The sequence below is a fragment of the Streptococcus infantis genome (assembly GCF_047464715.1).
Classification (GTDB): domain Bacteria; phylum Bacillota; class Bacilli; order Lactobacillales; family Streptococcaceae; genus Streptococcus; species Streptococcus infantis_S.
This window is the reverse complement of record NZ_JASHBJ010000002.1, coordinates 67,368-91,798: the sequence shown is the minus strand read 5'-3', so window position 1 is coordinate 91,798 and position 24,431 is coordinate 67,368. Positions and strand designations below refer to the sequence as shown.

Below are 24,431 nucleotides of genomic sequence, written 5' to 3'. Positions count from 1 at the left end.
ACTTGAAAAAATTCGCTACTATATGGTATAATGGACTGTATTAAAAATTTTAAGGAGAAATGACAGAATGTCTGTATCATTTGAAAACAAAGAAACAAACCGTGGTGTCTTGACTTTCACTATCTCTCAAGACCAAATCAAACCAGAATTGGACCGTGTATTTAACTCAGTAAAGAAAACTCTTAACGTTCCTGGTTTCCGTAAAGGTCACCTTCCACGTCCTATCTTCGACCAAAAATTTGGTGAAGAAGCCCTTTACCAAGATGCAATGAATGCTCTTTTGCCAGATGCTTATGAAGCAGCTGTTAAAGAAGCTGGTCTTGAAGTAGTTGCTCAACCAAAAATTGACGTAACTTCTATGGAAAAAGGTCAAGACTGGGTTATTACTGCAGAAGTTGTTACAAAACCTGAAGTTAAATTGGGTGAATACAAAAACCTTGAAGTTTCAGTTGATGTAGACAAAGAAGTGACTGACGCTGATGTAGATGCTCGTATCGAACGCGAACGCAACAACTTGGCTGAGTTGGTTATCAAAGATGGTGCTGCTGAAGAAGGTGACACTGTTGTTATCGACTTCGTTGGTTCTATCGACGGTGTTGAATTTGACGGCGGAAAAGGTGAAAACTTCTCACTTGGACTTGGTTCAGGACAATTCATTCCTGGATTTGAAGACCAATTGGTAGGTCACTCAGCTGGTGAAACTGTTGATGTTATCGTAACATTCCCAGAAGACTACCAAGCAGAAGACCTTGCAGGTAAAGAAGCTAAATTCGTAACAACTATCCACGAAGTTAAAGCTAAAGAAGTTCCAGCACTTGATGATGAACTTGCAAAAGATATCGACGAAGAAGTTGAAACTCTTGACGAATTGAAAGAAAAATACCGCAAAGAATTGGCTGCTGCTAAAGAAGAAGCATACAAAGATGCCGTTGAAGGTGCAGCAATCGATAAAGCTGTAGAAAATGCTGAAATCGTTGATCTTCCAGAAGAAATGATCCACGAAGAAGTTCACCGTTCAGTAAATGAATTCCTTGGCAACTTGCAACGTCAAGGTATCAACCCTGACATGTACTTCCAAATCACTGGAACTACTCAAGAAGACCTTCACAAACAATACGAAGCAGAAGCTGAGTCACGTACGAAGACTAACCTTGTTATCGAAGCGGTTGCGAAAGCTGAAGGATTTGACGCTACTGAAGAAGAAATCCAAAAAGAAATCGAGCAATTGGCTGCAGATTACAACATGGAAGTTGCCCAAGTACAAAGCTTGCTTTCAGCAGATATGTTGAAACACGATATCACAATCAAAAAAGCTGTTGAATTGATTACAAGCACTGCAACAGTAAAATAATCTGAAAAGATAAAAAGCCCACCGGATTCGGTGGGTTTTCTTATGCTTTATTTTCCGAAAAACTCCTGAAGGTCATCCTGGCTAATTCCAATCATAGCTGGGATACTAGACCAGTTTTCTTCGGTCAGGATGTAGGATTGATGAGGGGTAGATTGATTTGTGGTTTCAAGAATAGGCTCATTTACTTCTTCAGAGCTTTTAGTTAAGTTGCTGAAACGTTCAATTAAATAGGTCTTGCGAGCTGTTCCGATGTGCTTGGTCGCATAGTCAAAGGCCTGTAGTTCACCAAGTAGGATGAGTTTGCTTTTGGCGCGAGTGATAGCAGTGTAGATGAGATTTCGCTCCAGCATGCGCTTGCTAGCACTGGTAATTGGCAGAATCACAACTGGAAACTCACTCCCCTGTGACTTATGGATACTCATGGCATAGGCCAGGCGAATTTTGTACCATTCATTTCGAGGATAGGAAACCTCGTTGCCATCAAAATCGATGATAATTTCATCTTGTTTGGATTCAGTGTATTTTCCAGGAATCAGGTCTGTAATATAGCCTAAATCTCCATTAAAGACATTGACTTCTGCATCGTTGACCAGATGAATGACCTTATCGCCTGTGCGATAATGAAACTGACTTGCTTCAAAACTGATCTGTCCCTTTTGAAGAGGATTGAGCAGTTCTTGCATGAGTTGATTGATCGCGTCAATTCCTGCTGTACCACGATACATAGGAGCTAGAACTTGGATATCACGAGCAGGAATGCCACTTCTAATAGCAGCATCTAGGATTTTTTCAATGGTCGCAGGGATATGGCTACTAGCGATTTCAAAGTAGGAACGGTCTGCTTTTTTCTGAGTGAAATCTGCAGGTAAAATTCCCTGACGAATCTGACTAGCAAGGGTGACGATGGTTGATTCTTCGCTCTGACGGTAGATTCTTTCCAAGCGTGTTTGAGGAATACTCGAAATCTGGAGTAAGTCAGCTAAGACTTGACCAGGACTAACCGATGGCAACTGGTCACTATCGCCTACGATGAGAATTTTACTATTAGAGGAGATATTGGAGAAGAGTTGGTTGGCTAGCCAGGTATCCACCATTGAGAACTCATCCACAATGATAAAATCAGCATCTAGATAATCTTCCAAATGACTGGTATCGTCGTCTCCAGTCATCCCCAAATGGCGGTGAATCGTTGCACTTGGCAAGCCTGTCAACTCATTCATACGACGAGTCGCGCGACCAGTTGGAGCAGCTAGGAGAATCGGTAGATTGCTCTTTTTCTTGAGATCAAGTCCTTCCATTAGAGCATAAACACCAATAATCCCATTGATAACAGTGGTTTTACCCGTACCAGGTCCACCTGTCAGGATAAAGACCTTGTTTTGGATAGCGTCGCAGATTGCCTGCTTTTGAATAGTATCGTATTGGATGCCTAATTCTTCTTCAACCGTAGCAATATGCTCTTGGATGATTTCTGTTTCATGTTTATTGGGTTCTTCTTTTTCAAGAATGCGAATGAGGTGATTGTGAATCCCTTCTTCAGCGAAAAAGAGACTGTTATCAAAGATTTTGGTGTCAACCTGTTGAACTTTTTCTTCCTCAATGAGATTGGATAATTCTTGTGCAAGCTGACTGGGCTCCAGTTCAACAGGTCGTGAGGATTCAAGTAGGGTTAGAGTTTTTTCTAATAGATCTCTTGCTTCAACATAAGTATCCCCGCTTTCCATACAAGCATTTAAAAGGCTATGAACAAGACCTGCTCGAAAGCGTTCAGGTGCCTGACTCTCAATCCCCAATTCCTGTGCTAATTGGTCAGCGATAGTAAAGCCCAAGCCCTTGATATCTTCGACCAGTTGGTAGGGATAATTTTCAACGATATCGATGGTTTCCTCTTTATAGGTATCCTGGATTTGAATAGCTAATTTATTAGGAATACCGTAGTTGGCAAGTTTGGCCAAGACCATTTCAGTCCCGTAGTTGAGGCGAAGTGTGGAAACGAAGGCCTCACGACTTTTAGAAGACAGCCCTGAGATAGTTTCAAGTTTTTCAGGATGTTCAAGGATTTCATCGATAGTATTTTCTCCATAGAGTTCTACTATCTTTTGAGCGGTTTTAAGACCAATTCCCTTGAAATGACTACTAGAGAAATACTTGACCAATCCCTTACTAGTTGGTTTTGCTCTTTCGTAACGGGTAATTTGCAGTTGTTCTCCATATTTGGAGTGTTGAACAATCTGCCCCCAAAAAGTGTATTCTTCTCCCTCGATGACATCAGCCATGGTCCCTGTAACAATGATCTCGAAATCATCAAAGTCCTCAGCATTGGTATCCTCTATATCTAAGAGGAGAATACGGTAAAAATTGCTGACATTTTCAAAAATAATACGTTCAATCGTACCTGTAAAATAGACTTCCATATAATTCCTTTACATTCATGAATGAGAAAAGATCATTCAGAATAGAATGAGAAGAGGCTGAGATTCGTGTTCTCGGCCTCTTAGTGTTATTAGAATGTTCCGATACGTTTGAGTGGCCAGAAACGGAATTTAGCCTCTCCAATGATATCTTTTTCTTTAAAAGTACCAACATGTCGACTGTCACTTGATACCAGACGGTCATCACCAAGTAGGAGGTATTCTCCCTTTGGAACAGTAAAGGTAAAGCTAGTATTGAAATTAACATCTAAGGTAAAGGCATCAGCTTTTTCAGCAAGACTTCTGAAGTACTCACCTTTTTTTCCATCCCAACTATCCCCAGTATAAGTGCTTTGAAGTTTATCCTCTTTAAAGCGTTTGAGATAATCAGCTAGGTAAGGCTCATCGGTTTCTTGTCCATTGATGTAGAGCTTATCATTTTCGTAACGGATGGTATCACCTGGCAATCCGATGACTCGCTTCACGATATCTTTATTTCCCTCATCTTCATGAGCGACAACTATATCAAAGCGATCGATTGGGAGATGTTTGACAACGAAGAGAATTTCTCCATCAGCTAGAGTAGGGTCCATGGAGTGTCCTTCTACACGAACATTGCTCCAGAGAAAGAGACGGCTGAGACCTACTAATGCAATAATCAGGAAGAAAATTCCCCATTCTCTTATAAATGATTTTAAATATTTCATGGTTCACCTCTATAGAAGTTTTTTGGCCTTTTCAGTATTTTTAAAATGAAGTTTGGCGCAGAAGTTGAGGCCTTTCATTCCATATGCTTGAAGGATTTGGCTAGCTACCTTATCAGAAGCAGCTCCAGCACCACTTGGAAGTTGATAGCCTAACTCTCGCCCTAAGTTTTCAAGATTTTCTAGGAAGAGATCACGCGCAATAATGGAGCTAACTGCAACAGCCAAGTACTTGCCCTCAGCTTTTTCCTCTAGCGTGATTGGATTAGGAAAATGATTGGCTTCATTTTTTAGATACTTTTCATAATTTTGTGAGCTAGTAAAGGCGTCAATAACAATTTTTTCAGGTTCAACTCCCTTTTGAAGGAGGAGATAGATTGCTTGATTGTGAAGAGCTACCTTGACCGAAACAGCATTATAACGTTCCCCAATGACTTCGTTATACTTACTTGGCGAAAGAAGGAGTGCTTGATGCTGAATCCTCTCCTTAAGAAGGGGAGCAATCTGACGAATCTTTCGGTCAGTTAGTGTTTTAGAATCTCCAACCCCAAGTTTTCGTAAAAAGTCATGCTGATCAGGAGTTACAAATGACGCCACTATAGCCAGACCACCGAAGTAGGAACCATTTCCGACTTCATCTGTTCCAATTAAGGGGAAATTTTGCCCGCTAACTACTTGTGCTACCTGATAACCAAAAAAGCTAGCATAGCTTTCAGCAGCTTCTCCTTGCAAGAGGACTTTCCCAGATGTATAGACAGAAACACTGGCTTGAGGAAGTTTTAAAAAGTAGCGAATATAAGGATTTTTACTAGGAGTGAGGGCATGCTCATGCTTTTGAACAAAAGCCTGAATTTCCTTTTCACTCGGAGTTAATGTGATACTTGCCATAGTCTCTATTGTACCATAAAAGCGCTAGAATTGGTAAAAACTGACAAACTTAGTGAAATTTGGTATAATATCGTGAGGTGAATTTTATGGCAAATTTAAATCGATTCAAGTTTACATTTGGGAAAAAAACATTAACGCTGACAACTGAGCATGATAATCTTTTCATGGAGGAGATTGCTAAAGTTGCGACAGAAAAGTATGAAGCAATCAAAGAACAAATGCCTGGAGCTGATGATGAGACAGTAGCTATCCTTTTAGCAGTTAACTGCTTGTCAACACAGCTCAGCCGTGAGATTGAATTTGATGATAAGGAGCAAGAGTTAGAATCGCTCCGTTATAAGGTGGTTGCGGCTAAACAAGAGCAGAGTAAGATTGAGGATTCCCTATGATTTCCATTCTACTCTTATTAATCCTTGCTTGGAGCTTTTATATAGGCTACCGCCGAGGAATTATTTTGCAAGCATATTATCTTGTAGCAACGATTGTCTCTGCTTATTTTGCAAGCAAATATTACCAATCTTTAGGGCAGAAGTTCAATTTATTAATCCCTTATGCTAATCCGCAGGAAGGACAGGGAACATTCTTTTTCCCATCCAATCAACTTTTCCAACTAGATAAGGTTTTTTATGCAGGTGTCGGCTTCCTCTTAGCCTTTACGATTTTTTACTGCATCGGCCGTTTGCTTGGTCTTTTTGTAAACCTGGTGCCAAGTAAGATACTTGATGGGAAATACTACCGTATCGGTGCGGGTGTGCTATCAGTCGGTGTGACCTTGTTTGTCCTCCAGATGATGCTAACGATTCTCGCGACTGTGCCATTACAAATTGTTCAAAATTCACTTGAAAATAGCTTTGTAGCTAGACATATCATCCAAAGCATTCCATTCACAACTAATTTTATTAAACAGCTTTGGGTTACAAAAATAATCGGATAAAAAGGGCGGGAACTATTCCTAGCCTTTTGTTTACAATTTCGAAAAGTAAGAGATTGAATTAAAAAAGTTGAAAATAAGAAAAGTCATTACTTTTTTACTAAGGAAATTAGATGAATACAAAAATACTAGAAACGTTAGAATTTAACAAGGTCAAGGCTCTATTTGAGCCTCATCTTTTGACGGAACAAGGACTAGAGCAGTTAAAAGAGCTAGTCCCAACAGATAAAGCTGATAAAATTAGACAAGCCTTTGCAGAGATGAAGGAGATGCAAGAACTCTTTGTTGAGCATCCTCATTTCAGCATTTCGGCAACAAAAGATATTGCGGCTACCTGCAAACGTTTGGAGATGGGTGCTGATCTCAACATAGAGGAATTTCTCCTTCTCAAACGTGTCATCTTTGCCAGCCGTGAACTGAAAAATTTCTATGATAATCTTGAAAATGTACGCTTGGACCACTTGGCAAATTGGTTTGAGAAACTTCATGACTTCCCACATCTACAGGGCAATCTCCAAGCCATCAACGAGGCTGGATTTATTGAGAATTTTGCTAGTGAAGAACTAGCACGAATCCGTCGTAAAATCCATGATAGTGAAAGTCAAGTCCGTGATGTCCTGCAAGATCTTCTCAAGCAAAAGTTACAGATGTTGACTGAAGGTATCATCGCTAGTCGAAATGGTCGCCAAGTTCTTCCAGTTAAGAATACCTATCGTAATAAGATTGCCGGTGTAGTACATGATATTTCTGCCAGCGGGAACACTGTCTATATCGAACCGCGTGAAGTAGTCAAGCTGAGTGAAGAAATCGCCAGTCTTCGTGCAGACGAACGCTATGAGATGATGCGTATCCTTCAAGAACTCTCTGAGCGAGTGCGACCTCATGCGGCTGAAATTGCTAATGATGCATGGATTATTGGGCATTTAGACTTGATTCGGGCTAAGGTCCGCTTTATCCAGGAGACAGGAGCAGTGGTTCCACAAGTCTCTGAAGGACAGGAGATTCAACTCCTTCATGTTCGTCATCCTCTTGTGAAAAATGCTGTTGCTAATGATGTGCACTTTGGTAAGGATCTAACAGCCATCGTTATCACTGGTCCCAATACGGGTGGTAAGACCATCATGCTAAAAACCTTAGGTTTGACGCAATTGATGGCCCAGTCAGGTTTGCCGATTTTGGCCGATAAGGGAAGTCGTGTGGGGATTTTCGAGGAGGTCTTTGCGGATATCGGAGATGAACAATCCATTGAACAAAGTCTGTCAACCTTCTCTAGTCATATGACTAATATTGTTGATATTCTTGGCAAGGTCAATCAAAACTCGCTCTTGCTACTTGATGAGCTTGGAGCAGGTACAGATCCCCAAGAAGGGGCTGCTCTTGCCATGTCAATCCTAGAAGACTTACGCTTGCGTCAGGTCAAGACCATGGCAACCACTCACTATCCTGAACTCAAGGCCTATGGTATTGAAACGGCCTATGTTCAAAATGCCAGTATGGAATTTGATACAGCTAGCTTGCGCCCAACCTATCGCTTTATGCAAGGCGTACCAGGTCGAAGCAATGCCTTTGAGATTGCTAAACGTCTCGGCTTGTCAGATGTTATCGTAGGTGACGCTAGCAAGCAGATTAATCAAGACAATGATGTTAATCGCATCATTGAGCAATTAGAAGAGCAGACACTTGAAAGCCGTAAACGTCTTGAGAATATTCGCCAAGTTGAGCAGGAAAACCTCAAGATGAACCGTGCGCTTAAAAAACTCTACAATGAACTCAATCGTGAGAAGGAAACAGAACTCAATAAGGCACGTGAGCAAGCTGCCGAAATCGTTGAATTGGCTCTGGCTGAAAGTGATGATATTCTTAAAAATCTTCACAGCAAATCTCAACTAAAACCACATGAAATTATTGAAGCCAAGGCTAAGCTCAAAAAATTAGCACCTGAAAAAGTTGATCTTTCTAAAAACAAGGTTCTTCAAAAGGCCAAGAAGAAACGAGCTCCAAAAGTTGGGGATGATATCATCGTTTTAAGCTATGGTCAACGAGGTACCTTGACCAATCAACTCAAGGATGGTCGTTGGGAGGCTCAGGTTGGCTTGATTAAGATGACGCTTGAAGAAAAAGAGTTTGACTTGGTACAAGCTCAGCAAGAAGCACCAGTCAAGAAGAAACAAGTCAACGTGGTCAAGCGTGCTGTTGGTAAAGCACCGCAAGCTAGACTTGATCTTCGTGGCAAACGCTATGAGGAGGCTATGGAAGCCTTGGATGCCTTTATCGACCAAGCCCTGCTCAACAACATGGCTCAAGTAGACATCATCCATGGTATCGGTACAGGAGTCATCCGTGAAGGAGTAACTAAATATCTCCAAAGAAACAAGCAAGTCAAGAGCTTTGGCTATGCGCCACAAAATGCAGGTGGTTCTGGAGCGACTATCGTTACCTTTAAAGGCTAACCAAGCTATAGAATGAAATGTTAAAAGAGTACCTATCAAGTGATAGGTACTCTTTTGATGAATTTATTTTAATCATTATTGTTAGTGAGTATTTTAAAAGGGGACAATCGTTTTATAGCCAAAAAAAATTGATGAAGGCTTGTCTAGCTGAGCTTTAATTATGCTATACTGATAGTAACGTTATTTTCGGAGGTTAACATGAAGAAACTCCCCTTAGCCTTTTCAGGGTGCTTATTGGGATTGGCTGGAGCAGGCAATCTCATCCTGGATATTTTTCCACTATTATCCCACGTCTTTAGTTTGTCAGGCTTGATTTTATGGTTTTATTTTTTATACAGTCATCTTAGTGATTGGCAAGAAAGCCAGCAAGAACTTAAGAAAGCTCCTCTATTATCGGGAATGGCGACCTTTCCCATGGCAGGGATGATTTTATCGACCTATTTGTTGCGAATTCTACCAGTTAGCTTGAACTTCATTGCGCAGGTTCTCTGGTGGTTTGCCTTTCTACTAGATGTAGGCTTAATCATCTACTTTACTATCAATTACGTTCAGACTAAGCCAAGGGCTAGTGCTACACCGACTTGGACTGTTCTTTATGTAGGAATAGCAGTAGCAAGCTTGACCTACCCCGTGGTGGGGATAGTTGGTATTGCCTATGGAGCTTGGATTTTTGGTTTTATCTTAACCCTCATCCTGTATCCTCTCATTTATCAAGATTTGAAAAAGAATCCATTGCCACTAGCTTTAATGGGTCAAGAAGGAATCTATTGTGCTCCATTTTCTCTACTGTTGGCAGCACTGGTTCGGATAGGAGGCCCAGGTCTTCCTAGCTGGGTTTTACTGGTCATGATTCTTGCATCACAGACTTTCTTTTTCTTTGTCCTTGGTCGCTTGCCGAGAATTCTAAAACAGGGATTTCAACCATCCTTTTCAGCTCTAACTTTCCCAACCATCATCACGGCAACTTCCTTGAAAATGGCCCAGGGTATCCTACAGTTTCCAGCTCTTAACCTCCTCGTTTGGTTAGAAACGATCATTTGTTTAACAATCCTTGTCTACGTATTAGTAGAATATGTGAGATATTTAAGAAACTAAAAGACCCCCTAGCACGGAGAAGTGTTAGGGGGGGTGTTTTTTAGAGCGATTAATAACATTCTTTTTGCTTAACTTCTTTAAAGAGTTGATAGAGAGTATAGAAGTAGACCAAACTAAAAATTATACAGATGGTTAGAAATAGGAGATATCTCCAATCCATAGAATTCGTAATTAGTTGTGGGAGAGATACGAGGATAAAGCAGAGAGATGCGTTTAGGAGGCGTATTTTTTTTGATGTGATTTTCTGAAATCTTTGTCCTTTGTTCAAGACAGGAAGGGCTAGCAGGAAGATGATCAGAAAAGGGCGTGTAAGATAGCCATAAACTAGGAAAAAGGTCATAAAGATACTGACCAAAATATGACTGAGAATTAAAGTTTGTAATGATTTCATATGATTCCTCCTAATAGTCGTCTTGATCTTTTTTGGCTTTTCGAATGCGAAGCCAGACGACAAGTTGCATCATTAATCCGAAAAAGAAGGCTGCGAATAGAATTGATGTGAAATGACCTAAATTGAAAAGAGAGGTGAAATAGTTCTTGTCATCATTCGTTAAGACATTGAGAAGTGGCATGCCAAAGAACATAAAAACTCCATAGACTAGACCAGCCTTAAGTCCAGGGTAGTGCAATTGTTTCTTTTCTTTACAAGTCAACATTTCAGGATCAATAGCAGTAATACCTGTTTTTTTAGTTTGAGTGGAAACATAGATAGCACAAGCCATAGAAACCAGAAAAATAATGATTGGATATCCGAAAGCGACCATTTGGGGATATTTGTAAGCAAGGACAAAGGGAATGAGATTGCCAAAAACCATGAGGTAGAAGAGAACCATAAAGATTTTATTTCCGATGCGGTCAGCCTCACGTTGTTTGTGTTCATCAATTGGTCCAGAAATGCCGTAAGTGCGTTTGATGAGTTTTTCAGTGAGAGTTTCTTTTTTCATTTTTCTTCTCCTTATTAAAATTCGTCCTCCCAAAAGAGACTGTTGAGGTCTGTTTGGAGGCTATGAGCGAGATTGAGACAGAGTTCCAGAGTAGGATTGTACTTGTCATTCTCAATCATGTTGATGGTTTGTCTAGAGACACCGATATCTTTGGCAAGTTCGAGCTGGGATATGCCCAATTCCTTGCGGAATTCTTTCACACGATTCATGCTTCCTCCTTATTTGATTATGTCACATATATTTGACTATAGTATATCTTTTAAAAAATAAAATGTCAACTATTTTTGACATATTTTTAAAAGAATCTTGGTGATAATATTTCTATGTGAAAATCTTCTAGCGATTTTATGCTATAATGAAGAAAAATAAGAGTGATTTGGATACCCTGAATGCTATCCAATACAGAAAGAGCAGAAAATGAACCATAAGATTGCAATTTTATCAGACATTCATGGCAACACGACAGCCTTAGCTGGAGTGCTTGAGGACGCTAAAAATTTGGGAGCGACTGAATATTGGCTTCTGGGAGATATTTTTCTTCCTGGGCCGGGAGCAAATGACTTAGTGGCTCTTTTGAAAGACCTTCCCATTACAGCATCTGTTCGAGGTAACTGGGATGATTGTGTGTTAGAGGCTTTAGATGGGCAATATGGTTTAGAGGATCCCCAAGAAATTCAGCTTATGCGATTGACCCAGTATCTGATGGAGCGTCTAAACCCAGAGCATATTGATTGGTTGAGAAATCTACCTATGGTAGCCAAGAAAGAAGTAGAAGGCTTGCGCTTTTCTCTTTCACATAATTTACCTGAGAAAAATTATGGTGGTGATTTGCTGGTTGAAAATGATACCGAAAAATTTGACCAGCTACTTGATGAAACTACTGATGTAGCCGTCTATGGTCATGTTCACAAGCAATTGCTTCGTTATGGTAGCCAAGGTCAACAAATCATCAATCCAGGTTCGATTGGTATGCCTTATTTTGACTGGGTAGGGCTGAAAAATCACCGTGCCCAGTATGCCTTACTTGAGGTTGAAAATGGTGAATTAGTCAATATCCAATTTCGTAAGGTTGTTTATGACTATGAAGCAGAGCTAGAATCAGCCAAGACCAAGGGCCTTCCCTTTATCGAAATGTATGAAGAATTGCGGCGAGAGGACAACTATCAAGGCCATAATAGAGATTTGTTAGCTAGTTTAATTGAAAAGCATGGCTATGTGGAGGATGTGAAGAATTATTTTGATTTTTTGTAAGAGTTGCTTTGATTAACAGATACTAAATAAACGATTGGACTAGCCAATCGTTTTTAATATATCTTATTGTAATTGAGATTGATCTGGTAGGTAGGAACCACCGAGATAGGTTTTGCTGAGTTTTTCAAGGGTTCCGTCTTGGTAGAGTTCTTTGAGGACCTTGTAAAATTGTTCTTTAATTTTTTTCCATCGCTTGAGAAGATAATGTAGTTATTTGGATTATCATTGCTTTCCAAGTCGACTACGTTCAAGTCTAAACCTCGGTCTTGGATAATCTTTTGAACATTTTCGATAAATTTAATATAGATTTTAAAAATAGTGAACTCAATGAGCTTTTTAGCTTCAATAATTCGGTAAATGTTTGACAATAAAACTATTTTATTTTAAAATATAGGTATCATAAAACTATTTAAAGGAGATAGTCATGAAAAAACTTCTTACTGCGGGCCTTGTGCTCTTATCAGTTGCAACTTTAGCAGCTTGTGGAAATAAATCTTCTGATTCTGCAAGTAAAGTTTCAAGCACGACTGAACAAACATCAGCTTCATCAAAAACAGATAACTCAAAGACAAACACATCTGAAGTTACTCTTCTAACAGATGAAGAAATTGACAACGCTAAAACAATTGGAGATATGAAAACTCTTTTTGGTAAGTTGATTGACGGCTATAAGAAATATGTTGAAGAAATCGGTGACAAAGTTCCTGAGGCTCAAAAAGATGCTTATAAACAACAAGTGGAACCTGCTCTTAACTCACTAGAAACTTCAAGAAAGGCATTTAATGATGGCTTGTCAAGCGCTGGTTCTGATGATACAGAAATGCCAGAAGAAGCACGTACTGTTTTCCTTCAACAATTGAAGACTGCACGTGATGCTATGAAACAAGCGATTGAATCTGCAAGTAAAATTGTATCAGCGCAATAATATGAGTAAAGTAGGCGACTAATCGTCTACTTTTTCTTGTGCAGAAAGTTTTTATTATGGCTTACAACTAAATCGAAAAGCTTGTAATTCCTGGTTAAGAGATGGGATAAAGATCTCTACATATGAAAAATCTCTGCAAGCTCTTTCAGAATGTGGTAAAATGGAAGCAATAGAAATAGAAAAGGAACTTGCTTATGAAATTTCTTGAGTTAAATAAAAAACGTCATGCGACTAAGCATTTTATTGATAAACCTGTCGATCCGAAGGATGTTCGTACAGCTATTGAAATCGCAACCTTGGCACCAAGTGCTCATAATAGCCAGCCTTGGAAATTTGTCGTGGTTCGTGAGAAAAATTCTGAATTAGCAAAATTGGCTTACGGTTCAAACTTTGAGCAAGTAGCATCTGCACCTGTAACCATTGCCTTGTTTACAGATACAGACTTAGCTAAACGTGCTCGCAAGATTGCCCGTACTGGTGGTGCCAACAATTTCTCAGAAGAGCAACTTCAGTACTTTTTGAAAAATCTTCCAGCTGAGTTTGCGCGTTACAGCGATCAACAAGTTAGTGACTACTTGGCTCTTAATGCAGGACTAGTAGCTATGAACTTGGTCCTTGCACTGACTGACCAGGGAATTGGTTCAAACATTATCCTTGGTTTTGACAAATCAAAAGCCAATGAAGTCTTGGAAATCGAAGAACGTTTCCGTCCAGAACTTTTGATCACAGTTGGTTACACAGATGAGAAGTTAGAACCAAGCTACCGCTTGCCAGTAGATGAAATTATCGAGAAAAGATAGAAAGAAGAAAAAATGACAGTTATTGATTTTACAGCAGAAGTAGAAAAACGCAAAGAAGACCTCTTGGCTGACTTGTTTAGCCTTTTGGAAATCAACTCAGAACGTGATGACAGCAAGGCAGATGCGCAGCATCCATTTGGACCTGGTCCAGTAAAAGCCTTGGAGAAATTCCTTGAAATCGCAGACCGTGACGGATACCCAACAAAAAATGTCGACAACTATGCCGGACATTTCGAGTTTGGTCAAGGAGAAGAAGTTCTCGGAATCTTTGCCCACATGGACGTAGTGCCAGCAGGTAGTGGATGGGATACTGATCCTTACACTCCAACTATCAAAGATGGTCGTCTTTATGCGCGTGGTGCTTCTGATGACAAGGGGCCAACTACAGCATGTTACTATGGTTTGAAAATCATCAAAGAATTGGGACTTCCAACTTCTAAGAAAGTTCGTTTCATCGTCGGAACTGACGAAGAGTCAGGTTGGGCAGATATGGACTACTACTTTGAGCATGTAGGGCTTGCAAAACCAGACTTTGGCTTCTCTCCAGATGCTGAATTCCCTATCATCAATGGTGAAAAAGGAAATATCACAGAATACCTTCACTTTGCTGGTGAAAATACTGGTGCAACACGTCTTCACAGCTTTACAGGTGGTTTGCGTGAAAACATGGTGCCAGAATCAGCAACTGCAGTCGTTTCAGGGGACTTGGCTGACTTGCAAGCTAAACTAGATGCCTTCGTTGCAGAGCACAAACTCAGAGGAGAAATTCAAGAAGAAAACGGTCAGTACAGGGTTACTGTAATTGGTAAATCAGCTCATGGAGCTATGCCTGCTTCAGGTGTCAATGGTGCGACTTACCTTGCTCTCTTCCTCAGCCAATTTGCTTTTGAAGGACCTGCAAAAGACTACCTTGACATTGCTGGAAAGATTCTCTTGAATGACCACGAAGGCAAGAATTTGAAGGTTGCTCATGTGGATGAAAAGATGGGAGCCCTTTCTATGAATGCGGGTGTCTTCCGCTTTGACGAAACAAGTGCTGACAATACTATTGCCCTCAACTTCCGTTATCCAAAAGGAACAAGCCCAGAGCAAATCAAGTCAGTTCTTGAAAGCTTGCCAGTTGCTTCAGTCAGCCTTTCTGAACATGGTCACACTCCTCACTATGTGCCAATGGAAGATCCGCTTGTTCAAACCTTGTTGAATGTTTATGAAAAACAAACTGGACTTCAAGGTCACGAACAAGTCATCGGTGGTGGAACATTTGGACGATTGTTAGAGCGTGGTGTAGCCTACGGTGCTATGTTCCCAGACTCTATCGATACTATGCACCAAGCCAACGAATTTATCGCCTTGGACGATCTTTTCCGTGCAGCAGCCATCTACGCTGAAGCTATCTACGAATTGATCAAATAATGCTCTAGAAGTCCGAGATTTTATGCTTGGACTTCTTTTTGGAGGGAAAGCAAATGTCTCAAATCGAAAGAATCAAGCAAGCCATTATGGCAGATCCACAGAATGCCAGTTATACTGAGCAGGGTATCGAGCCACTATTTGCAGCACCAAAAACAGCTCGTATCAATATCATTGGGCAAGCTCCTGGACTCAAAACTCAAGAAGCAGGACTTTACTGGAAGGATAAAAGTGGTGACCGCTTGCGAGAATGGTTGGGTGTAGATGAAGACACGTTTTATAACTCAGGTTACTTTGCAGTCATACCCATGGATTTCTACTTTCCAGGTCATGGAAAATCGGGTGACCTACCACCACGTCCAGGTTTTGCAGAAAAATGGCATCCAAAACTTTTGAAGGAATTGCCAGATATTCAATTAACACTCTTGATTGGTCAGTATGCCCAAGCCTACTATCTGCATGAGAAAGTTAGTGGTAAGGTGACGGACCGTGTGCATCGCTTTAAAGATTATTTACCTGATTATTTTCCTTTGGTGCATCCATCACCACGTAATCAAATTTGGATGAAAAAAAATCCTTGGTTTGAGGAAGAAGTGGTTCCAGATTTGAAAAAAAGAATTAAAACAATTTTAGGAGAAAAAGAATGAAAGAAATTTCCTTCGATGAATTTTACCAGCTTTATCAAAATGAGCAACTTTCTCTAGTGGACGTGAGAGAAGTAGAGGAATTTGAAGCTCTTCATTTAGAAGGTGCTCGTAATTTCCCTCTCAGCCAACTAGCGGATACTTATAAACAACTGGAAAAAAACCAGCTTTACTACGTGATTTGTAAATCAGGAATGCGTTCAGCACGCGCCTGTCAATTCCTTGCAGAGCAGGGCTACGAAGTTATCAATGTCCAAGGTGGCATGGATGCTTTAGAATAAGAAAAACTTCCTTTGAGACCGAAAATAAGAAAGGTTTTAAAGGGATTTTTTTTGCTCTAAAAATCAGAAAATTGAAAACATTTTAGAATTATTTCGAGATAGCCTTTTCATGCCTTTAAACATGTTATACTAAGAAAGTAATTTAATTTTATAAGGAGAGTTTATGGCTAAAAAAGGTGCTTTAACAGGATTACTTCTGTTTGGAATATTTTTTGGAGCAGGTAACTTGATTTTCCCTCCAACTCTAGGCGCACAGTCTGGAGAAAACTTCCTTCCTGCCATTGCAGGATTTGTATTTTCAGGTGTTGGGATTGCCGTCCTAACTTTGATTATTGGGACCCTTAATCCTAAGGGTTATATCTATGAGATTTCTAAGAAAATTTCTCCATGGTTTGCGACGATTTATCTTGCAGCTTTGTACTTGTCGATTGGTCCATTCTTTGCCATTCCACGTACAGCAACAACATCGTTTGAGGTCGGTATTAGTCCCCTCCTGGCCGAAGCAGATAAGGGGTTAGGTTTGATTGTCTTTACCATTCTCTACTTTGTTGCAGCCTATTTAATCGCCCTTAACCCTTCAAAGATTTTGGATCGTATCGGACGAATCTTGACTCCAGTATTTGCGATTTTGATTGTTGTTTTGGTTATCCTTGGGGCCTTTAAATATGGTGGGAACGCAGCGCAAGCAGCATCAGGTGCCTATCAAACTTCAGCCTTTGGTGCAGGTTTCCTTGAGGGATATAATACACTTGATGCGCTTGCTTCTGTTGCCTTTAGTGTTATCGCTGTTCAAACCTTGAAACAGCTTGGATTTTCAAGTAAGAAAGAATACATTTCAACTATTTGGGTCGTTGGAATCGTTGTAGCTTTAGGATTTAGTGCTCTCTATATCGGTTTAGGATTCCTTGGGAATCATTTCCCAGTTACAGAAGAAGCGATGAAGGGTGGAACTCCTGGAGTTTATATCTTGTCTCAAGCGACTCAAGAAATCTTTGGTTCTACTGCTCAGCTTTTCCTTGCAGCTATGGTAACCGTAACTTGCTTTACAACTACTGTAGGGTTGATTGTGTCAACTGCGGAGTTCTTTAACGGACGTTTCCCACAAATCAGCTACAAGGTTTATGCGACTGTCTTTACTTTGATTGGTTTTGCTATTGCAAACCTTGGTTTAAGTGCCATTATCAAGTACTCAGTGCCAGTACTAGTTGTCTTGTATCCAATCACCATTGTGATTGTTATGATTGTGATTGTGAACAAATTTGTACCACTTTCAAAACCAGGGATGCAATTGACTATGGGACTTGTAACTGCTATTGCCATAGCTAGCGTCTTAGGAAGTTCATTTGAAGTGACCTTCCTTGCCAACATTGTGAATGCTCTACCATTTGCTAAGGCTTCATTGCCATGGTTAGTACCAGCTTTTATCGGAATTTTACTTTCTCTTGTTCTTCCTAACAAACAAGAAAGTGAAGCTTTTGAGATGTAATAAAAAACCTTGGCATCTGCCAAGGTTTTTTTATTACTCTTAGTTCGTTTTTTCAGTATACCCAAGATCCTCAAGCATTTTTTTAGTTTTTGCAAAACTTACACGTTTTCCAGCTCCTGAATATTCATTTGGCATTGCTTTTTTCATCTCATCAAGATTGACTACAGTCATGTCAATGACCATGGTATGGACGACTTTTCCATCTTTGAATTCGATATTTTGTGTAACGCCCTTAATTCCTTCATACCCTTTATAAGTTTTCACGATAAGTTCTTTAATCTCATCGGCGCTCTTATTGAGTACTTCAGGTTCAAAAACATTATAAACTTCTTGTTTCATAACATCATCGCCTTCAACAGTGTATGTCAAGGTAGAATGTCTTCCTGGATTACTGTCATGAACAAAGGCTACAGTTTTTGATTCAGCTTTCTTTTCTGTAGTTTCAGCCTCAGTAGTTTCAGTTTCGGTAGATTTTACTTCACTTGTTTCTGCTTTTAAAGAGTTAGAAGTTGTTGATTGTTTAGAACATCCCAACAAGAATGCCAACGGTAAGGCTAAGAGAAGCGTCATTTTGAAATATCTGTTCATATTTTTTCCTTTCATCATAAGAACTACTTTTATTATACCATAACATACTTTCATTATCAAAGTATGTCAGTTTTTCCTTTTTACACATACTAAAATGGGAAAAGTGATATAATGGTAAGAAGAGGTGAAGAAATGAATCAAACTGTAGAATATATTAAAGAACTAACTGCTATCGCATCGCCAACAGGTTTTACACGTGAGATTACTGATTATTTAGTTGAGACACTTGAAAAGTTAGGCTATCAACCTGTCCGTACTGCCAAAGGTGGTGTCAACGTTACTGTTAAAGGTAAAAATGATGAAAAACAACGTTATGTAACTGCCCATGTGGATACCCTGGGAGCTATCGTTCGCGCTGTTAAACCAGATGGTCGTCTCAAAATGGATCGTATCGGTGGATACCCTTGGAACATGATTGAGGGGGAAAACTGTACTGTTCATGTGGCTAGTACAGGTAAGGCTATTTCAGGTACCATTTTAATCCACCAAACTTCTTGTCACGTCTATAAGGATGCTGGAACTGCGGAACGTACGCAGGACAATATGGAAGTACGTTTGGATGAAAAAGTAACAAACGAAAAAGAAACACGCGAACTCGGTATCGAAGTTGGAGACTTTATCAGTTTTGACCCACGAACTGTGGTGACTGATTCAGGCTTTATCAAATCGCGTCATTTGGATGATAAGGTCAGCGCAGCTATTCTCCTCAATCTCCTTAAAGTCTATAAAGAAGAAGGAATTGAACTTCCAGTTACTACGCATTTTGCCTTTTCAGTCTTTGAAGAAGTGGGGCATGGTGCTAACTCAAGTATCCCTAGTCAAGTTGTCGAATATATGGCAGTAGATATGGGAGCGATGGGAGATGACCAGCAGACGGACGAGTACACAGTCTCTATCTGTGTCAAAGATGCTTCGGGTCCTTACCACTATGAATTCCGTCAACATTTAGTTGCTTTAGCTAAAGAGCAAGACATTCCATTTAAACTAGATATCTATCCATTTTACGGTTCGGATGCTTCTGCAGCCATGTCAGCTGGAGCAGAGGTTAAGCACGCTCTTCTAGGAGCAGGAATTGAGTCAAGCCATTCTTATGAGCGTACTCATATTGATTCTGTAGTGGCTACTGAGCGTATGGTAGATGCTTATCTCAAGAGTGACTTGGTGGACTAAGATGTGCTTGATTTGCCAAAGAATTGAACTCATCAAGACTGGTGACAATCCCTACTTTGTGAAGGAATTAGAAACAGGCTATGTTGTCATTGGAGACCACCAGTATTTTGAAGGCTATACTTTATTCCTGTCAAAAGAACATGTTACAGAATTACATCATCTAGGTCCAAGTCTCAAACTCCGCTTTTTAGAGGAAATGAGTCTGGTTCAGGAAGCTGTCTATAAGGCCTTTTCTGCTGAAAAGATGAATGTAGAGTTGTTAGGAAATGGAGATGCACATGCCCACTGGCATATTTTTCCAAGACGAGAGGGTGATATGAAGGGACACGGACTTAATGGGCGTGGTCCAGTCTGGTGGGTTCCTTGGGAAGAAATGGTCGCTGAAGAATATCAAGTTAAGGATCGGAGACTGGAAAACTTGATTGCGACATTATCAGAAACTTTAAACCAGATAGTAAAATGAAAGGATTAAAGATGAAGAAAAGATATCTTGTATTATCAGGATTATTAGCCTTGACATTGGCAGCTTGTTCACAAGAAAAATCAGCTACTCCTGACGCAAAAACTTCTTCAGAGCAATCAACTGTTCAAGAAAAAACTGAAAGCATAAGGGAGCAAGAAGTTACAACTAGTAGCGAGGAAAGTAAGCAAAAGAAAGCGGAAGTAGTCAACAAAGGAGATCACTACAGCATTCAAGGTAAGTACGATGAGATTGTAGTTGCAAATAAGCACTATCCTATGTCAAAAGATTACAATCCAGGGGAAAATCCCACAGCTAAAGCAGAGTTGTTGAAGTTGATTGTTGCCATGCAAGAAGAGGGATTTGCAATTAGCGATGATTACAGCGGTTTTAGAAGCTACGAATCACAAGAAAAACTTTATCAAAAATATATTGTTGAAGATGGACAAGAAACTGCTGATCGTGAATCGGCTCGGCCTGGATATAGTGAACACCAAACTGGCTTAGCTTTTGATCTTATTGATACAAATGGAGATTTAGTGACTGAAGAAAAGGCTGCCCAATGGCTACTAGACCATGCGGCAGACTATGGTTTTGTCGTTCGTTACCTCAAAGGTAAGGAAAAAGAAACTGGTTATATGGCTGAGGAATGGCACCTTCGCTATGTTGGTAAAGAAGCCAAAGAAATCGCTGCAAGTGGCCTCAGTCTGGAAGAGTATTATGGCTTTGAAGGTGGAGACTATGTTGATTAGTCGCAAAACATCTTGCAAGAATGCTTGAAATTTGATAAAATATTTAGTAATTAAATAGGAATCTGCAAGACTAGTAACTCAAGGGAAGTATATCAGGGAGGAGAGCCGTGACTGCAAGCTCTCTATATGAAAGTTGAGTGAATTCACTTGCGCATGGATTTAGAAATGAAGGTCTGACTTGTCAGATGAAAACGGATGGTACCGCGTGTCAACGCTCCGAGTGGAGTTTTTGGCATGTGGTTTTCTTTTTATCTACGAGCGACTGATGGAGGAATTATGTCAACTATTGAAGAACAATTAAAAGCGCTTCGTGAAGAAACGCTGGCTAGCTTGAAGCAGATTACTGCTGAAAATAAAAAAGAGATGCAAGACTTGCGTGTCTCAGTCCTTGGGAAAAAGGGATCGCTTACTGAAATTCTCAAAGGGATGAAAGATGTCTCTGCTGAAATGCGTCCTGTTATCGGAAAACACGTCAATGAAGCTCGTGATGTCTTAACAGCCGCTTTTGAAGAAACAGCTAAGCTTTTGGAAGAAAAGAAAGTCGCAGCTCAACTAGCAAGTGAGAGTATTGATGTGACTCTCCCAGGTCGTCCAGTTGCGACAGGTCACCGTCACGTCCTTACACAAACCAGTGAAGAAATCGAAGATATCTTCATTGGTATGGGTTATCAAGTTGTGGATGGATTTGAAGTAGAGCAAGACTACTACAACTTTGAACGTATGAACCTTCCAAAAGATCACCCAGCTCGTGATATGCAGGATACTTTCTACATCACAGAAGAAATCTTGCTCCGTACCCACACGTCTCCAGTTCAGGCGCGTGCTATGGACGCCCATGATTTTTCTAAAGGTCCTTTGAAGATGATCTCACCAGGACGTGTATTCCGTCGTGATACAGACGATGCGACCCACAGTCACCAATTCCACCAAATCGAAGGTTTGGTTGTTGGGAAAAACATCTCTATGGCCGATCTTCAAGGAACTCTTCAGTTGATTGTACAAAAAATGTTTGGTGAAGAGCGCCAGATCCGTCTGCGTCCATCTTACTTCCCATTCACAGAGCCATCTGTTGAGGTTGACGTTTCATGCTTCAAGTGCGGCGGAGACGGATGTAATGTATGTAAGAAAACAGGTTGGATCGAGATTATGGGTGCCGGAATGGTTCACCCACGTGTCCTTGAAATGAGTGGGATTGATGCAAGTGTTTACTCTGGTTTTGCCTTTGGTCTTGGTCAAGAACGTGTCGCTATGCTTCGTTACGGAATCAACGATATCCGTGGATTCTACCAAGGCGATGTCCGCTTCTCAGAACAGTTTAAATAAGATTGAAACCTGAAACACAGTCCTATACTGTACTAATCATTTTCTCTCAATGAGAAATGGTGAGGACTGCCTCAAAGAAAAAGAAAGGAATCGAAAAGGTCTCGCTCCTTGAGATCTTATACTCAGAATTATGTTAGTATCATACAAATGGTTAAAAGAATTGGTGGACATTGATGTGCCATCACAAGAGTTGGCTGAGAAAATGTCAACTACAGGGATCGAGGTGGAAGGTGTGGAATCACCAGCTACTGGTCTCTCAAAAATTGTCGTCGGAGAAGTCTTGTCTTGTGAAGATGTACCAGAAACACACCTCCATGTCTGCCAAGTCAATGTGGGTGAAGAAGAAGCTCGTCAAATCGTCTGTGGAGCACCAAATGTGCGTGCTGGCATCAAGGTCATGGTAGCTCTTCCAGGTGCACGCATTGCTGATAACTACAAGATCAAAAAAGGAAAAATCCGTGGCTTAGAGTCACTCGGGATGATCTGTTCACTTGGTGAGTTGGGCATTTCTGATTCTGTTGTACCGAAAGAATTCGCAGATGGGATCCAAATCTTGCCTCAAGATGCTGTTCCAGGAGATGAAGTCTTCTCTTACCTAGACTTGGATGATGAAATCATCGAGCTTTCTATCACTCCAAACCGTGCAGACGCTCTTTCTATGCGTGGGGTAGCGTACGAAGTAGCAGCGATTTATGACAAGGCAGTTAACTTTAAAGAATTTGCTCTTTCAGAAACAGACCAAGCTATAGCCGATGCTCTTTCTGTCAGCATTGACACAGACAAGTCTCCATACTATGCAGCCCGTATCTTGGACAATGTGACCATCGCACCAAGTCCACAATGGTTGCAAAACCTCCTCATGAATGAAGGCATCCGTCCAATCAACAACGTGGTGGACGTGACCAACTATATCCTTCTTTACTTTGGTCAGCCGATGCATGCCTTTGACTTAGATACCTTTGAAGGAAGCGAGATCCGTGTGCGTGAAGCACGTGCTGGTGAAAAATTGGTAACCTTGGATGGTGAAGAGCGTGAGTTGGAAACAAATGACTTAGTGATCACTGTTGCTGATAAACCAGTAGCCCTTGCAGGTGTTATGGGTGGTCAGGCTACAGAAATCTCTGAAAGCTCTACTCGTGTTGTCCTTGAAGCTGCTGTCTTCAATGGCAAATCGATCCGTAAGACTAGTGGTCGTCTCAACCTTCGCTCTGAATCATCTTCTCGCTTTGAAAAAGGCATCAACGTGGCAACTGTCAATGAAGCCCTTGATGCGGCAGCGAGCATGATTGCAGAGCTTGCAGGTGCAACCGTGCGTAAGGGCATCGTTTCAGCGGGTGAGCTCGACACTTCAGATGTAGAAGTTTCTTCAACTCTTGCTGACGTCAACCGTGTCCTCGGTACAGAGCTTTCCTACGCAGATATTGAAGATGTCTTCCGTCGCCTTGGTTTCGGCCTTTCTGGAAATGCTGATTCCTTTACTGTGAGTGTTCCACGTCGCCGTTGGGACATCACTATTGAAGCTGATCTTTTTGAAGAAATCGCACGTATCTATGGTTATGACCGCTTGCCAACCAGTCTTCCAAAAGACGATGGGACAGCTGGTGAATTGACTGCGACACAAAAACTCCGTCGTCAAGTTCGTACCATTGCTGAAGGAGCAGGATTAACAGAAATCATTACCTACGCTCTGACAACCCCTGAAAAAGCCGTTGAATTTGCTACATCGCCAAGCAATTTAACAGAGCTCATGTGGCCAATGACCGTGGATCGTTCGGTCCTCCGTCAAAATATGGTTTCTGGTATCCTTGATACAGTTGCCTACAACGTAGCGCGTAAGAACAAAAACTTGGCTCTTTATGAGATTGGAAAAGTCTTCGAGCAAACTGGTAATCCAAAAGAAGAATTGCCAAACGAAATCAATAGCTTTGCCTTTGCCTTGACTGGCTTAGTTGCTGAAAAAGACTTCCAAACAGCAGCAGTTCCTGTTGACTTCTTCTATGCTAAGGGAATTTTGGAAGCCCTCTTTGCTCGCTTGGGTCTTGAAGTGACTTATACAGCAACCTCTGAAATTGCTAGTCTTCATCCAGGACGTACAGCCTTGATCTCACTCGGTGACCAAGTCCTTGGTTTCCTCGGTCAAGTACATCCTGTTACAGCTAAGGCTTACGATATTCCAGAAACGTATGTAGCAGAGCTCAACCTTTCAGCTATTGAGACAGCTCTTAAACCAGCCGCTCCATTTGTGGAAATCACTAAATTCCCAGCAGTTAGCCGTGATATTGCTCTTCTTCTCAAAGCAGAAGTGACTCACCAAGATGTAGTTGATGCTATCAAATCTGCGGGCGTGAAACGTTTGACAGACATCAAACTCTTTGACGTATTCTCAGGTGAAAAACTAGGACTTGGTATGAAGTCAATGGCCTACAGCTTGACCTTCCAAAATCCAGAAGATAGCTTGACCGACGAAGAAGTCGCACGCTATATGGAAAAAATCCAAGCATCACTCGAAGAAAAAGTGCATGCAGAAGTGCGTTAAAAGTCTAAAATCCATCCCTAGGGGTGGATTT

General features: G+C 40.8%; 24 protein-coding genes and 1 pseudogene. 17 read left to right on the top strand and 8 right to left on the bottom strand.

What is annotated here, in order from left to right:
* Window positions 1–67: 67 nt before the first annotated feature.
* Window positions 68–1,351, top strand: coding sequence for a trigger factor (gene tig / locus QM419_RS05200; protein WP_016466710.1), 1,284 nt, complete (start codon window positions 68–70; stop codon window positions 1,349–1,351).
* 47 nt (window positions 1,352–1,398) lie between these two features.
* Here the strand turns inward: tig and QM419_RS05195 are convergent, their stop codons facing one another.
* From QM419_RS05195 to rnhC, 3 genes are all read right to left on the bottom strand, one after another.
* On the bottom strand, window positions 1,399–3,765 hold the full coding sequence (locus QM419_RS05195) for an ATP-dependent RecD-like DNA helicase (RefSeq protein ID WP_414278122.1): 2,367 nt from the start codon (window positions 3,763–3,765) through the stop codon (window positions 1,399–1,401).
* An 89-nt stretch (window positions 3,766–3,854) separates the two neighbouring features.
* Window positions 3,855–4,469, bottom strand: coding sequence for a signal peptidase I (gene lepB, locus QM419_RS05190; RefSeq protein WP_414278121.1), 615 nt, complete (start codon window positions 4,467–4,469; stop codon window positions 3,855–3,857).
* A gap of 9 nt (window positions 4,470–4,478) precedes the next feature.
* Window positions 4,479–5,354 (bottom strand): ribonuclease HIII, encoded by an 876-nt coding sequence (gene rnhC / locus QM419_RS05185; RefSeq protein WP_414278120.1) that lies wholly within the window; start codon window positions 5,352–5,354, stop codon window positions 4,479–4,481.
* Between the two features lie 86 nt (window positions 5,355–5,440).
* Between rnhC and zapA the strand changes: the two genes are divergently transcribed.
* From zapA to QM419_RS05165, 4 genes are all read left to right on the top strand, one after another.
* Window positions 5,441–5,743: a cell division protein ZapA gene (gene zapA / locus QM419_RS05180; RefSeq protein WP_004252047.1), complete on the top strand. Its 303-nt coding sequence runs from the start codon at window positions 5,441–5,443 to the stop codon at window positions 5,741–5,743.
* Complete coding sequence (locus tag QM419_RS05175) at window positions 5,740–6,288, top strand: CvpA family protein (RefSeq protein WP_414278119.1); 549 nt, start codon at window positions 5,740–5,742, stop codon at window positions 6,286–6,288. The genes zapA and QM419_RS05175 overlap by 4 nt, the downstream gene beginning before the upstream one ends.
* 110 nt (window positions 6,289–6,398) lie before the next feature.
* Window positions 6,399–8,735, top strand: coding sequence for an endonuclease MutS2 (locus tag QM419_RS05170; protein WP_414278118.1), 2,337 nt, complete (start codon window positions 6,399–6,401; stop codon window positions 8,733–8,735).
* 198 nt (window positions 8,736–8,933) lie between these two features.
* The gene (locus QM419_RS05165; RefSeq protein WP_414278117.1) at window positions 8,934–9,830 is read left to right on the top strand and encodes a TDT family transporter; all 897 of its coding nucleotides are present in this window, start codon (window positions 8,934–8,936) and stop codon (window positions 9,828–9,830) included.
* Between the two features lie 49 nt (window positions 9,831–9,879).
* Here the strand turns inward: QM419_RS05165 and QM419_RS05160 are convergent, their stop codons facing one another.
* Genes QM419_RS05160 through QM419_RS05150 form a run of 3 tightly spaced genes read right to left on the bottom strand, consistent with a single transcriptional unit; the run spans window position 9,880 to window position 10,983 of the window.
* Window positions 9,880–10,221: a hypothetical protein gene (locus QM419_RS05160; protein ID WP_414278116.1), complete on the bottom strand. Its 342-nt coding sequence runs from the start codon at window positions 10,219–10,221 to the stop codon at window positions 9,880–9,882.
* Window positions 10,222–10,231: 10 nt separating this feature from the next.
* Window positions 10,232–10,774 carry a DUF6773 family protein gene (locus QM419_RS05155; protein WP_414278115.1) on the bottom strand — a complete coding sequence of 181 codons (543 nt, stop codon included), beginning with the start codon at window positions 10,772–10,774 and terminating at the stop codon, window positions 10,232–10,234.
* Window positions 10,775–10,788: 14 nt separating this feature from the next.
* Window positions 10,789–10,983 (bottom strand): helix-turn-helix transcriptional regulator, encoded by a 195-nt coding sequence (locus QM419_RS05150; protein WP_178895353.1) that lies wholly within the window; start codon window positions 10,981–10,983, stop codon window positions 10,789–10,791.
* A 208-nt stretch (window positions 10,984–11,191) separates the two neighbouring features.
* On the opposite strand from QM419_RS05150, the gene QM419_RS05145 reads away from it, so the two are divergent.
* Window positions 11,192–12,025 carry a metallophosphoesterase family protein gene (locus QM419_RS05145; protein ID WP_414278114.1) on the top strand — a complete coding sequence of 278 codons (834 nt, stop codon included), beginning with the start codon at window positions 11,192–11,194 and terminating at the stop codon, window positions 12,023–12,025.
* A 63-nt stretch (window positions 12,026–12,088) separates the two neighbouring features.
* Here the strand turns inward: QM419_RS05145 and QM419_RS05140 are convergent.
* Window positions 12,089–12,312, bottom strand: a pseudogene (locus tag QM419_RS05140) (amino acid ABC transporter substrate-binding protein); the annotation flags it as partial.
* A 137-nt stretch (window positions 12,313–12,449) separates the two neighbouring features.
* Between QM419_RS05140 and QM419_RS05135 the strand changes: the two are divergent.
* The 6 genes from QM419_RS05135 to brnQ all read left to right on the top strand — a co-directional run bounded on the left by QM419_RS05135 (window position 12,450) and on the right by brnQ (window position 17,571).
* The gene (locus QM419_RS05135; protein WP_049494191.1) at window positions 12,450–12,950 is read left to right on the top strand and encodes a hypothetical protein; all 501 of its coding nucleotides are present in this window, start codon (window positions 12,450–12,452) and stop codon (window positions 12,948–12,950) included.
* Between the two features lie 194 nt (window positions 12,951–13,144).
* The gene (locus QM419_RS05130) at window positions 13,145–13,750 is read left to right on the top strand and encodes a nitroreductase family protein (RefSeq protein WP_414259494.1); all 606 of its coding nucleotides are present in this window, start codon (window positions 13,145–13,147) and stop codon (window positions 13,748–13,750) included.
* A 12-nt stretch (window positions 13,751–13,762) separates the two neighbouring features.
* Window positions 13,763–15,163: a dipeptidase PepV gene (pepV, locus tag QM419_RS05125; RefSeq protein WP_414259493.1), complete on the top strand. Its 1,401-nt coding sequence runs from the start codon at window positions 13,763–13,765 to the stop codon at window positions 15,161–15,163.
* Between the two features lie 53 nt (window positions 15,164–15,216).
* Window positions 15,217–15,807 carry a uracil-DNA glycosylase family protein gene (locus QM419_RS05120; RefSeq protein WP_414278113.1) on the top strand — a complete coding sequence of 197 codons (591 nt, stop codon included), beginning with the start codon at window positions 15,217–15,219 and terminating at the stop codon, window positions 15,805–15,807.
* Window positions 15,804–16,085, top strand: coding sequence for a rhodanese-like domain-containing protein (locus QM419_RS05115; protein WP_414278112.1), 282 nt, complete (start codon window positions 15,804–15,806; stop codon window positions 16,083–16,085). The genes QM419_RS05120 and QM419_RS05115 overlap by 4 nt, the downstream gene beginning before the upstream one ends.
* A 163-nt stretch (window positions 16,086–16,248) precedes the next feature.
* Window positions 16,249–17,571: a branched-chain amino acid transport system II carrier protein gene (brnQ, locus tag QM419_RS05110; protein ID WP_414278111.1), complete on the top strand. Its 1,323-nt coding sequence runs from the start codon at window positions 16,249–16,251 to the stop codon at window positions 17,569–17,571.
* 39 nt (window positions 17,572–17,610) lie between these two features.
* On the opposite strand, the gene QM419_RS05105 is transcribed toward brnQ, so the two are convergent.
* Complete coding sequence (locus tag QM419_RS05105) at window positions 17,611–18,159, bottom strand: DUF1307 domain-containing protein (RefSeq protein WP_414278240.1); 549 nt, start codon at window positions 18,157–18,159, stop codon at window positions 17,611–17,613.
* Window positions 18,160–18,291: 132 nt separating this feature from the next.
* Here QM419_RS05105 and QM419_RS05100 point away from each other — a divergent pair, with 132 nt between their 5' ends.
* From QM419_RS05100 to pheT, 5 genes are all read left to right on the top strand, one after another.
* A complete protein-coding gene (locus QM419_RS05100) occupies window positions 18,292–19,329 on the top strand; it encodes a M42 family metallopeptidase (RefSeq protein WP_414278110.1) in 1,038 nt (345 codons plus the stop codon).
* 1 nt (window position 19,330) lies between these two features.
* Complete coding sequence (locus QM419_RS05095) at window positions 19,331–19,792, top strand: HIT family protein (protein WP_414278239.1); 462 nt, start codon at window positions 19,331–19,333, stop codon at window positions 19,790–19,792.
* 11 nt (window positions 19,793–19,803) lie between these two features.
* Window positions 19,804–20,541: an LD-carboxypeptidase LdcB/DacB gene (ldcB, locus tag QM419_RS05090; protein WP_414278109.1), complete on the top strand. Its 738-nt coding sequence runs from the start codon at window positions 19,804–19,806 to the stop codon at window positions 20,539–20,541.
* Window positions 20,542–20,817: 276 nt separating this feature from the next.
* Complete coding sequence (pheS, locus tag QM419_RS05085) at window positions 20,818–21,864, top strand: phenylalanine--tRNA ligase subunit alpha (RefSeq protein ID WP_254726395.1); 1,047 nt, start codon at window positions 20,818–20,820, stop codon at window positions 21,862–21,864.
* 130 nt (window positions 21,865–21,994) lie between these two features.
* Window positions 21,995–24,400, top strand: coding sequence for a phenylalanine--tRNA ligase subunit beta (pheT, locus tag QM419_RS05080; protein ID WP_414278108.1), 2,406 nt, complete (start codon window positions 21,995–21,997; stop codon window positions 24,398–24,400).
* The last annotated feature ends 31 nt before the right edge of the window (window positions 24,401–24,431 follow it).